The following is a 10,655-nucleotide window of genomic DNA, read 5'->3' on the forward strand; positions in this document are numbered from 1 at the left end:
TATTCGCGCGGGCCAGGCGCTTTTCATGAAAGAGTCCCGCAAGCGTCATCGAAGCGGAACAGCGCTGTCATGATGCGGAGCTAGCTGCCTCCAAAACGGGGAAAACAGCCAGGCTTCATCGCCTTCTCACTGCCGTCGCGCTGTCCGCGCTTGCCACCGCCGCTTTTGCCCAGGATGCGGCACCGCCCGCCCCCGGTGACGCCGACATCGTCGTCACCGGCCAGCGCGCCAGCCAGCAGCGCGCGATCCAGGCCAAGCGCGATGCACTGGGCGTGCTCGATGTCGCCGCCGCCGACGAGATCGGCCGCCTGCCCGACCGCAACGTAGCCGAGGTGGTCGAGCATCTGCCCGGCGTCGGCGTGACCTACGATCAGGGCGAAGGCCGCTATGTCGCGATCCGTGGCGTGCCGTCCAACCTCAACAATTACACGATCGACGGGATTGAGATCGGCAACCCCGACGGGACCACCCGATCGCTGCCCCTCGACATTGTTTCGGGCCAGCTTTTGAACCGGGTCGAGGTCGCCAAGGTCAAGACCGCCGACATGGACGGCCAGGGGATCGGCGGCACGATCAACCTGGTCACGCAGACCGCGTTCGACTTCAAGGAGGATTTCTCCTTCGCGGTCAGCGGCAAGGCCGGCAAGCAGCAGCTGAACGACAAGGTGCCGGTCCAGGGCGATGCCAGCGTCGCCAAGCGCTTTGGCCCGGATGAGCAATGGGGCATCACGCTCGGCGTCAATTATTCGGATCGCGACTTCAACAGCGAGGGTTTCTACCCCGACAATTGGCGGCCGGACCCGCGCTTCGCGCGCGGCGGCGTGCCCGACAACCTCAAATACACCGAATATTCGCTCGACCGGAAACGCTTCGGCGCGACCGGCTCGCTCGACTGGCACCCCAGTTCAACGCAGACCTTCTATGTCCGCGGCATCTATTCCAAGTTCACCGAGGATGAGATCCGCCCGCGCTACCGGCTCGATTTCTCGACCGCGGCCCTGGTCGGCAGTCCCGCCTTCACGCTCAATCCCGACGGGCTGACCGGCACCGTCACCGGAGCGGGGCCGGAGCGGCGCGAGGATCTGCGGCTCGATTACAAATCCAAGTATCTGGCGACGGGCATCGTCGGCGGCTCGACCGAAACCGGCGCGCTCAAACTGGACTATGAAGGCGCCTACAGCCGCAACCAGACGCTCGATAAATATCCGCTGTGGCAGTTCCGCTGCAATCCGGGGACGGTCAATTTCGACTTCACCGACAAGGTCTATTCGGCCGCGCCGGTGACCGAATGCTCCGACAGCCAGCTGCAGTTCCGCCAATATCAGGAACAGCATCAGCTCAACACGGAGAAGATCTGGCAGGGCAAGATCGACGGCAAATATGATCTGGGCGGCGGCAGCTTCCTGCAGTTCGGCGCGAAATATCGCGATACCGATCGCGACTTCGATCAGGATCTGCCGACCTGGGTCCGGGCATCCGCCACGGCCAACCGCTGGACGCTCGGCCAATATGGCCTCGGCGGCCCCGCGCTGTGCGTCTATCCCAACAGCGCCGACACCAGCCAATGCTATTCGAACGGCCCGACCTTCAACATCGATGCCTTGAAGACGTTCACCGACCAGAATCTGGGCGGGGCGCTGATGCCGCTCGATGCGGCGACCACCCTGCTCAACAATACCACCGCCGACTTCACGCTGACCGAGGATGTCGCCGCAGCCTATGCGATGGGCAGTCTCAAGTTCGGCATCGTCACCGTCGTGCCGGGCCTGCGCTACGAGCACACGAAGCTCGACATCACCGGCTTCCAGCTGACCGGCACCAGCGTGACCCCGGCGTCGCGCAATCACGATTATGACGATTGGCTGCCGTCCTTGCTGGTGAAGATCACGCCTTCGGACCAGACGATCATCCGCCTCGCTTATTCGAAGAGCCTCGGCCGGCCGGAATATGCCTCGCTCTCCCCGGGCGGCACGATCGACAATATCAACGCGGCGGTCTCGCTCGGAAATCCCGACCTCAAGCCGTATCGCGCGGACAATTTCGACGCGATGGCCGAATGGTATTTCGCGCGCGGCGGCCTGTTGAGCGCGGGCGCCTTCTACAAGCGCATCGCCAACCCGATCTTCACCCAGGCCACGGTGCTGACCAACACGACCTTCCAGGGCGTGACCTATCCGACGCTGAACATCAGCCAGCCATTCAATGCGGTGAAGGGCACGATCAAGGGGATCGAGGCCCAGTATCAGCAGCAATTCACCTTCCTGCCGGGCCTGCTGTCGGGCTTCGGCATCCAGCTGACGGGCACGCTCACGGATTCGACGCTGACTTTGCCCGACGGGCGCAAATCGACTTTCCCGAGCCAGTCCAAGTATCTCTATGGCGCGGAGCTCTTTTACCAAAAGGGCCCGGTCGAGGCGTCGATCGCCTACCACAATACCGGCCATGCTTTGCTCGCGGTCGGATCGCCGTCCTATAACGACCAGTATAATGACGATCTGCGCCGGCTCGACGCCAAGGCAAGCGTCGCCGTGCTGCGCAACGTGCGGATCTTCTTCGAGGCCCAGAACCTGACCGACGAGCCGACCCGGCAATATCAGGGCGGCAATCCCAACTGGCTGATCCAGAACGAACGCTATGGCTCGACCTTCTATGGTGGCGTATCGGTCAAATTCTGATGATCATCCTCCTCCCCATCCTCGCGGCGCTCTCCCTCCAGGCGACGGAGATCAAGCGCGTGCCCGGCGGCGATGCCGATCAGGGCGTCGCCTCCGACGGCCATTACCTCTACGCGATCGGTACGCATTCGATCGCGCAGATCGATCCGGCCACCGGCAAGCAGGTGACGCGCTGGGATGGGGACGAGACGCAGTATCCGCACATCAATAGCTGCACGATGGATCAGAAATTGCTGGTCTGCGCGGGATCGAATTTCCCCGGCCTGCCGATGCGGAGCATGATCGAGCGGTTCGAGGCGAAGAAGCTGAATCACATCTCGACCCAGGTGCTGGACGGCGACCATGGGTCGCTGACCTGGGTGGTGCAGCATGACGGCAGCTGGTGGGCCTGTTTCGCCAATTATGACGGGCATGGCGGCACGCCCGGCCGCGACCATCGCTACACGATCCTGATCCGCTACGACCGCGATTGGCAGGAGATCGGGCAATGGCATTTCCCGGCCGAGGTGATGGCGCGCATGGCGCCGAAAAGCGCGTCGGGCGGCGCATGGGGCGATGACGGATTGCTCTATGTGACCGGCCATGACCGGCCCGAACTCTACGCCTTGCGCGTGCCCAAGGAAGGCAGCACGCTGGAGCTGGTCGCGACGATCGCGATCCCGACCGACGGCCAGGCGATCGGCTGGGACCCGGCCGCGCCGCGCGTCCTGTGGTCGATCGAGCGCAAGACGAGCGAGCTGGTGGCGAGCAAAATCCCGCCCGTGCCGGTGAACTAGGTCCAGATTCTAGAAGCGGCGTCGGCTTTCGCCCACTAGTGGGCGATTACAGCCCGAAACCGATCCTAAGGATGCATCTCTGGGAGCCGACGAAAACTCTCGTATGAGAATGGCAGATAGAAGCCGTCGGACGATCGCTTAAGGTACATTCTGTAGCGCTGACCAAGCCTTGGGGTCGGTGGTGTAAATTCAGCTACCCCAGGATCGCAAACGAGAATCTCATTGGCGGAGTGGCCCTTCAATACACGACTGACCTCCGCACGGTGACATGCGAGTGGCGGCCCCTGAGGCAAAGGATGCGGCTCGTTCAATCGGGTTACGACCACTTCCGCGATCAAGTCGGATCGCTCCGCGAGTGCATTGGGTGAAGTCGGGACGGCGTTTCCGCACAGCACGAGCGCGCAAAGTCCAACCAGCGGCGGCCGCAGACCTTTCAAATCAATCATCTACCCTCCTAAGCGAAATGAGCGACAAGCGGCCAGACCGTTCACGACCCCAACACGGACATTGCTGAGCTCCGGCGACGATGCCCGGTAACGGTCGTCAGTTCAGACTTTTCCTGTGGCACCCTTCTCGTCGTTGCTCAGCTTGGAAAATGCGAACTCGCTGCTCGATCAGCCCGGCGATAGTCAGCAGGTCGGGCATTCCATCATCGTGGACATTCAAAGGTAGATCGATCACCTCGCCGCTGGTCAGAGTAATCGACAGCGGTTCAGGCGTGCTGCCAAGCCTCATCCGCTTGGCCCGCTCCACCATGTCTCGATTGTAATAGCCCGCGTCCGCAATCACTACGAAGGGAATAAAGCGCTGCACGCCTTCGGGATCGAGTAGCAACCCGTCGCGGCAAAACGCGAACAACGCATTCTCACTTCGCGTCCAATAGGTGGCAATCACCTCGTGATGCGGTGACGAGCCACCCGCACGTAGGCCACTCTTAACGCGTAACATGCGGGCCAGAACCGGATCGTCACTCATCGCATCGGTTTACGGCGCCCTTCGTCCGCTTTCCACTTTTTCCTCCCTCAAAGCCGACGGGCCGCTAACCACCCAATCTCCGCCATTCAGCCCCCATCCGATAGCAGCCGTTGAGTTCGCGACCTGGATCGACGGCGCAGATCGGCTATCGAACCGCGATGGCGAAGAAGAAACATTATCTGACGGCCACATTGCCGGACGGCTACGTCAAGACGATCGGCCCGACCGCGACCGAATTCACCCATTATTGGCGGATCGTCGCCTATCTCGGCGATGGACCGCCCGAGATATTCTGGGGCCACACCAAATCGCTGGCCGAGGCGAAAAAGAAGAAGACCGCGGCGGTGGAGGCCGCCGCCAATCGCGGCTGGCTGCGCTATGATTTCGATATCGTCGAGCTGGTCAGAACGCAGGGTTAGGTTGGTTTTCACCGAACGCAAAGCCCTCTCCCTTGAGGGAGAGGGTTGGGTGAGGGTGGCCCACTTCGAGGTTGAGCGCTCGCCTGCGGCTCGCTCCCCCTCACCCAGCCCTCTCCCCGCCGGGGAGAGGGAGTTTAGCCTACACCGAGCAACTCGAGGAGGTGGCTGCGCAGCTCCCCCAAACGTCCCTCCCACGCCACAACCGGCAAACTGGCCAGCAATCGCCCATCGTCGAGCATCACGATACGATCCGCGAGCAGGATGGCCTCATCGATGTCGTGCGTCACCAGCAGCACGGCCGGATGGTGGCGTTCGGAGAGTTGCCGAAGCAGGCCGTGCATCTGGACGCGGGTGAGCGCGTCGAGCGCGCCGAAGGGCTCATCGGCCAGCAGCAAGGCGGGTTCGCGTACCAGCGCCCGCGCGAGCGCGACGCGCTGTTGCTCGCCGCCAGACAATTCATGCGGCCAGGATCGTTCGCGCCCGGCGAGGCCGACCTCCGCCAGCGCCTCGCCGCCGCGACGGCGCGCCTCGGCGCCGGTTTGGCCGAGCACGACATTGTCGAGCACCCTCATCCACGGCAGCAGCCGCGCATCCTGGAAGATGACGGCAGTGCGTTGGGGCAGGACGATCTCGCCCGTGCCCTCGGCCTCATGATCGATCCCGGCGAGCGCACGCAGCAGGGTGCTCTTGCCCGATCCGCTGCGGCCGAGCAGGGCCACGAATTCGCCCGGCGCGATCTCCAGATCGACCCCGTTGAGCACGCCCTTCAGCGTGAAATTGCGGACAAGATCGCGGATGCGGACGGCGGGCGCGCTCATGCGCCGAGCGTCCTGCGCCAGGTGAGCAAATGCCGCTCGCCCCATCGGATCACGCTGTCGGTGCCAAAGCCGAGCAAGGCGTAGACGACGAGGCCGACCAGCATCACGTCGGTCTGCGCATAGTTGCGCGCGAGCGTGACCATATAGCCGATGCCGCTGGTGGCGTTGAGCTGTTCGACCACGACCAAAGCCAGCCAGGCGGCGGTCGCGCCGAACCGCAGGCCCAGCAAAAAACCGGGCAGCGCGCCCGGAATGATGATGCGGGTGAGGAATTGCGCGCGGCTGAGCCCCAGCGTTTCCGCCAGCTCGACATAGCGCAGGTCGATCGCGCGGAGCGCGCTGTGCGTCTGGATATAGATCGGGAAGAAAGCCGCGACCGCGATCACCGCGACCTTCATCGGCTCGCCGATCCCGAACCACAGGACCATGAACGGGATCAAAGCGAGGATCGGGATGCCCCGCTTGAGTTGCACGATGCCGTCGATGACATAGCCGCCGAGCAACGAAAGCCCCGACAGGAAGGCGAGCAGCACGCCGGCCGCGCCGCCGACCAGCAGGCCGGTCGCGGCGCGCGCGGCCGACACGGCGAGATTGGTCTGCAGCCGGCCTTCGCGCAGCAATTCCGCGGCAGCGGTGACCGCGGTCCAGGGCGCGGGCAAGGTGCGCGGATCGAGCCAGCCGGTCGCCGAGAGTACCGCCCAGTAGAGCAAGAGCAAACCGGGCCCGAGCAGATGGCCGTTACGGCTGGGCTTGCCCGGGCCGAGCGGACGGCGCTGCCGGACCGGCACCACCACAGGCGGGGCCGGGAAAATCTCTCCGGAAAGGGCGTTCATGATGCGCGTCCTCCCGCCGCGTCGGCGGCGATGGTTTCGAAGCGGGGATCGAACAGGGTGGCGGCATCGAGCCGGGGATGGCCGGTCTGGCGCCCGAGCAGGTCGATCGCGGCCTGCTCGACCGATTGCGCGCGCGTCCAATCGCGCGGCACGTTGAACTTGCCGGTCGCGGCGAGGATCAGCCGCCCGTCGTCGATCGGCAGGCCCTGATGCTGGCCATAATAGCCCTGCGCCAGTTCCTCCGGGTGCGTGTTGATCCACGCCTGCGCCAGCCCCCAATAATGGATGAAGACCTTGAGCGCGGCGGCCTTGCCCGGATCGGCGAGCACCGTTTCCGGCACATAGGCGACGACCGCATCGTCGCGGAACGGCGGATGCTTGACCAGGCGCGCGCCGTCGCCGCCGAATTTGCGGATATAGCGCTCGGCGACAATACCCGCGCCGAGCGGGGCGACATCGACTTCGCCGCTCGCGAGCGCGCTGGTGTAAACGTCGCCGCCGATGCTGGATGGCAGCTCGACGAGGGTGACGTCACTCGGCTTGAGCCCCGCCGCCTGCAGCGTCTGCAGCACGACCACCGCCTGCACCTGGCTTGGGCTGAAGGCGATGCGTTTGCCCCGGAAGTCGGCGATCGAACGGATGCCGGACTTCGGAGAGACCCCGAACACCCAGGCCTGGTGATGGCCTGGGTCGGCATAGTCGCGAAACGCCACGATCCGCACCGGAATGCCGGTCCAGGTGGCATGGATCGGCGGCACGCTCGCGCCCAGCCCGACGTCGAGCGCGCCGGCATGGAAAGCCTCGGTCACGTCCGGGCCGCCCGTGATCTGCGCCCATTCGATCTTGAACGGCAGGTTTTTCTCATACCCCTCATGCTGGAACACCCATTGGGTGACCGGATCGCCGACACGCAGCACTACGCCGGGCGGCACCTTGTCCGGCAGCGGCTTGCTCAGATCGAGCGCCGCACGCGCCGCGCCCTCGCGCCACGCCGGCGCGAACGCGACCAGCAAAGCGATCGAGACGATCACGAACGCGGCCAGCCCGATCGGGCCGGTGCGTCGCGAGGGCGCGGCCTGCGGCATCAGCCGAGCACGCCGAACAAATCGCCTTCCAGCGGCCGCGAGACGAAGCCGTCCGGCCCCTTGGTCAGCTCACCAGCGACGGTGATACGGCGCACGGTACGCGCACCGGTGAATTGGGAATAATCGATCGGCCCCGCATGGGCGACCGCCTGATTGTCCCACACCACCAGACTGCCCGGCCGCCAGTGGAAGCGGACCTGATATTCGGGCCGGGTGAGCTCGCTATAGAGCAGATCAAGCAGGGTCTGGCTCTCGCGCTCCTTCAGCCCGATGATGTGGCTGGTCGTGCCCGGATTGAGGAACAAAAGTTTCTCGCCGGTCTCGGGATGGATGCGGACCAGCGGATGGAGCGCGGTGAAGGGACCGGTCGGCAGTCCGTCGCGGCGCGGGCCCCGGCTGGCACTGTCGTAGCTGCTGGTGCGGTGGACCGCCTGCAGTCCATCGACGAGATCACGGATCGGCTTGGACAGGCCTTCATAGGCCTCAATCAGATTGGCGAAGATCGTGTCGCCGCCATAAGGCGGTATCTCGACGCCGTAGAGGATCGAATAGCGGTTGGGGTTGGCGACGAAGGTGATGTCGATATGCCAGCCCTTGTAATCGCGTGGCGGGATGCGACCGGGCGGGAGGGTCTCGTTGACGGTACGCCGTGTGCGATATTCGGTGACGGAACGCTCCCAGATTTCGGGATGATCCTCAAGACCGTCGGCGATCGGGTGCGCAGGCGTCAGCGGACCGAACGCACGGCCGAATGCTTTGAGCTGATCGTTGGACAGAATCTGGTCGCGGAAGAAGACGACGCGCCATTCGTGGAGCGCACGCTGGATTTCCTCGGCGGTCTCGGGATCGATGCCCCTGGAAAGATCGATGCCCGAAATCTCGGCGCCGATCGTGGGGGTGACGGGTTCGACCTGGATACGCGAATAGGACTGACGCTCTTGTAGCTGTGCTGCGCTGCTCATCGGTTGCGCCTTTCTGGCTGCGGGGAAAAGGGATCAGGCGAGCGCGGGTTCGCGTGGAACGAACTTCAATTGCTCGGGCGGATAGCGTTCGCCGGCGGTGCTGCCGGGCGGAAAGGCGCCTTCGAGTTCGGCGATCGTATCTTCGTCGAGGACGATCTCGTTGGCGGCGACATTGTCCTCAAGGTGCGCAATGTGGCGCGTGCCCGGGATCGGCACGACGCCCTTGGCCAGCACCCAGGCAAGGCTGACCTGCGCGGGCGTGACGTAGAGTCGTTCGGCGACATCCTCGATGATGCGGCGGCGGCGCGCATTCTGCGCGATCGCGTCCTGCTGGAAGCGGGGGTGGAGGTTGCGGCGGTCGTCCGCCTCGGTCGGCAGGCTGCCCGCGAGGAAGCCGCGCCCGAGCGGACTGTAGGCGACGAAGCCGATGCCGAGTTCGCGCACGGTCGGCAGCACTTCCGCCTCCACATAACGCGTCCACAGCGAATATTCGCTCTGCAGCGCGGCGAGTGGCGCGACCGCATGCGCGCGGCGGATCTGATCGGGGTCGGCTTCGGACACGCCGATCGCGCCGATCTTGCCTTCCCGTTGCAGTTCGGCGAGCTCGCTTACCGACTGGCCGATCGGCACCAGCGGATCGACGCGGTGAAGATAATAGAGGTCGATATGGTCGACCTTGAGCCGCTTGAGGCTAGCCTCGACCGCGTCGCGCGCGCTGATCAATTCGCCCGCGCCGCCGCGGCGATGCGTGAACTTGCTGGCGATGATGACGCGGTCGCGCTTGCCGGCGATGGCGCGGCCGAGCAGCCGCTCATTATGGCCGTCGCCATAGCCGCTCGCCGTATCGAAGAAGGTGATGCCGAGATCGATCGCGCGATGCAAAGTCCGCAGCGATTCCGCATCGTCGGCCTGGCCGTAGCTGCTCGACAAGCCCATGGCGCCAAAGCCTTGTGCGCCCACCTCGAACCGTCCGATCTTCGCCATGCGACTCTCCTGAGCGGCGGCCTGCCGCACGCATGGGATGGCGCCGGATCGGCAAAAGCAGCCACGCAGAAAAACTTAGGCCATCCCTAGATTACATAGTTCCCTACTAGGAAACTAGGGAATTAGGGAACGGCGCCCTGAACCAAGCGAAGGGGCGAACCATGAACCAGCGTCGATTTTTCCATGCCGCATCCGCGGCGGCGCTTGTCGCCGGGCTGGCGGCGGCGGGTGCGTCGGCGCAGGCCGTGCAGCTGGCGGGAGCCGCGAGCACCACCGATGCGGCGCCGGCGCCAAGCGATGCCGACGGCGGGAATGCGCTGGCCGAAGGCGCGGCCGAAGTGGTGGTCACCGCCCGTCATCAGGTCGAGCGCGCGCAGGATGTGCCGGTGGCCTTGTCGGTGCTCTCGGGCGGCAACCTCGAGCGTACCGGCGCCTACAGCATCGCCGACCTGCCACAGCAGACGCCCAGCCTGACCGCCTATAACAGCAATCCACGCAACAGCTCGGTCGCGCTGCGCGGCATCGGCGTTTCGAGCGCGTCGGACGGGCTCGACAGCTCGGTCGGCGTCTATATCGACAATGTCTATCTCGGCCGGCCAGGCATGGCGCTCGCCGACCTGATCGACGTCGATCGGGTCGAAGTGCTGCGCGGGCCGCAGGGCACCTTGTTCGGGCGCAACAGCTCGGCGGGCGTGGTCAACATCACGACGCGCGCACCCAGCTTCGATTTCGGCGTCTATGCCGAGGCGTCGGGCGGCAATTACAATTACAATCAGGAACGGCTCGCGATCACGGGGCCAGTGGTGGACGGGCTGCTCGCCTTCCGCGTGACCGCGTTCAACACGCATCGCGACGGCACCCTGCCCAACATCAAGACGAACACGCCGGGCAACAGCGTAAGCCGCAATGGCGGCCGCGTGCAGTTGCTCGCGACGCCGGCGAGCAACTTCAAGCTGCGCTGGATCGCGGATTATTCGCAGGAGGACGACAGCTGCTGCGTCAGCGCGACCAAGCTCGTCCTGCCCGCGAACCTGAGCGCGACCACCGGACGCACGCTGCAGGCGCTCGCGGCGCTGGGCTATGTGCCGACGCCTGGAAGCTTCACCCGCAACAACGCGCCGCAGGAGA

Annotated in this window: 10 protein-coding genes; 4 read left to right on the top strand and 6 right to left on the bottom strand. The window is 64.8% G+C overall.

The genetic code is table 11. The features are described from left to right. Positions 1–140: 140 nt before the first annotated feature. Positions 141–2,675 (top strand): TonB-dependent receptor, encoded by a 2,535-nt coding sequence (locus VK533_RS05960; RefSeq protein WP_324375956.1) that lies wholly within the window; start codon positions 141–143, stop codon positions 2,673–2,675. Further along, positions 2,675–3,451, top strand: coding sequence for a hypothetical protein (locus tag VK533_RS05965; RefSeq protein WP_324375937.1), 777 nt, complete (start codon positions 2,675–2,677; stop codon positions 3,449–3,451). The genes VK533_RS05960 and VK533_RS05965 overlap by 1 nt, the downstream gene beginning before the upstream one ends. A 543-nt stretch (positions 3,452–3,994) precedes the next feature. Here VK533_RS05965 and VK533_RS05970 read toward each other — a convergent pair. Then, complete coding sequence (locus tag VK533_RS05970; protein WP_324375939.1) at positions 3,995–4,426, bottom strand: hypothetical protein; 432 nt, start codon at positions 4,424–4,426, stop codon at positions 3,995–3,997. Positions 4,427–4,584: 158 nt separating this feature from the next. Between VK533_RS05970 and VK533_RS05975 the strand changes: the two genes are divergently transcribed. Beyond that, positions 4,585–4,845, top strand: coding sequence for a hypothetical protein (locus tag VK533_RS05975; RefSeq protein WP_324375941.1), 261 nt, complete (start codon positions 4,585–4,587; stop codon positions 4,843–4,845). A gap of 134 nt (positions 4,846–4,979) precedes the next feature. Here the strand turns inward: VK533_RS05975 and VK533_RS05980 are convergent, their stop codons facing one another. From VK533_RS05980 to VK533_RS06000, 5 genes are read right to left on the bottom strand one after another with little or no spacing between them, the layout of a single operon-like run. Beyond that, complete coding sequence (locus tag VK533_RS05980) at positions 4,980–5,663, bottom strand: ABC transporter ATP-binding protein (RefSeq protein ID WP_324375943.1); 684 nt, start codon at positions 5,661–5,663, stop codon at positions 4,980–4,982. Continuing rightward, positions 5,660–6,496 (bottom strand): ABC transporter permease, encoded by an 837-nt coding sequence (locus VK533_RS05985; RefSeq protein WP_324375946.1) that lies wholly within the window; start codon positions 6,494–6,496, stop codon positions 5,660–5,662. Before VK533_RS05985 ends, VK533_RS05980 begins: the two co-directional genes overlap by 4 nt. Continuing rightward, entirely contained in the window at positions 6,493–7,581 is a 1,089-nt protein-coding gene (locus tag VK533_RS05990; RefSeq protein ID WP_324375949.1) for an ABC transporter substrate-binding protein, read from the bottom strand. The genes VK533_RS05985 and VK533_RS05990 overlap by 4 nt, the downstream gene beginning before the upstream one ends. Further along, the gene (locus tag VK533_RS05995) at positions 7,581–8,543 is read right to left on the bottom strand and encodes a TauD/TfdA family dioxygenase (RefSeq protein WP_324375951.1); all 963 of its coding nucleotides are present in this window, start codon (positions 8,541–8,543) and stop codon (positions 7,581–7,583) included. The genes VK533_RS05990 and VK533_RS05995 overlap by 1 nt, the downstream gene beginning before the upstream one ends. A 33-nt stretch (positions 8,544–8,576) precedes the next feature. Continuing rightward, positions 8,577–9,527, bottom strand: a complete 951-nt coding sequence (locus VK533_RS06000; RefSeq protein WP_324375953.1) for an aldo/keto reductase — start codon at positions 9,525–9,527, stop codon at positions 8,577–8,579. Between the two features lie 161 nt (positions 9,528–9,688). On the opposite strand from VK533_RS06000, the gene VK533_RS06005 reads away from it, so the two are divergent. Further along, the coding region (locus VK533_RS06005) for a TonB-dependent receptor (RefSeq protein WP_324375955.1) at positions 9,689–10,655 on the top strand (967 nt) is incomplete at its 3' end.

It is taken from the genome of Sphingomonas sp. (assembly GCF_035317925.1).
Classification (GTDB): Bacteria; Pseudomonadota; Alphaproteobacteria; order Sphingomonadales; family Sphingomonadaceae; genus Sphingomonas_I.

Excerpts from the sequence above, each read along its gene's own strand:
- VK533_RS05965 (WP_324375937.1), top strand. The coding sequence starts at position 2,675 with ATGATCATCCTCCTCCCCATCCTCGCGGCGCTCTCCCTCCAGGCGACG.
- VK533_RS05970 (WP_324375939.1), bottom strand. The coding sequence starts at position 4,426 with ATGAGTGACGATCCGGTTCTGGCCCGCATGTTACGCGTTAAGAGTGGC.
- VK533_RS05975 (WP_324375941.1), top strand. The coding sequence starts at position 4,585 with ATGGCGAAGAAGAAACATTATCTGACGGCCACATTGCCGGACGGCTAC.
- VK533_RS05980 (WP_324375943.1), bottom strand. The coding sequence starts at position 5,663 with ATGAGCGCGCCCGCCGTCCGCATCCGCGATCTTGTCCGCAATTTCACG.
- VK533_RS05985 (WP_324375946.1), bottom strand. The coding sequence starts at position 6,496 with ATGAACGCCCTTTCCGGAGAGATTTTCCCGGCCCCGCCTGTGGTGGTG.
- VK533_RS05990 (WP_324375949.1), bottom strand. The coding sequence starts at position 7,581 with ATGCCGCAGGCCGCGCCCTCGCGACGCACCGGCCCGATCGGGCTGGCC.
- VK533_RS05995 (WP_324375951.1), bottom strand. The coding sequence starts at position 8,543 with ATGAGCAGCGCAGCACAGCTACAAGAGCGTCAGTCCTATTCGCGTATC.
- VK533_RS06000 (WP_324375953.1), bottom strand. The coding sequence starts at position 9,527 with ATGGCGAAGATCGGACGGTTCGAGGTGGGCGCACAAGGCTTTGGCGCC.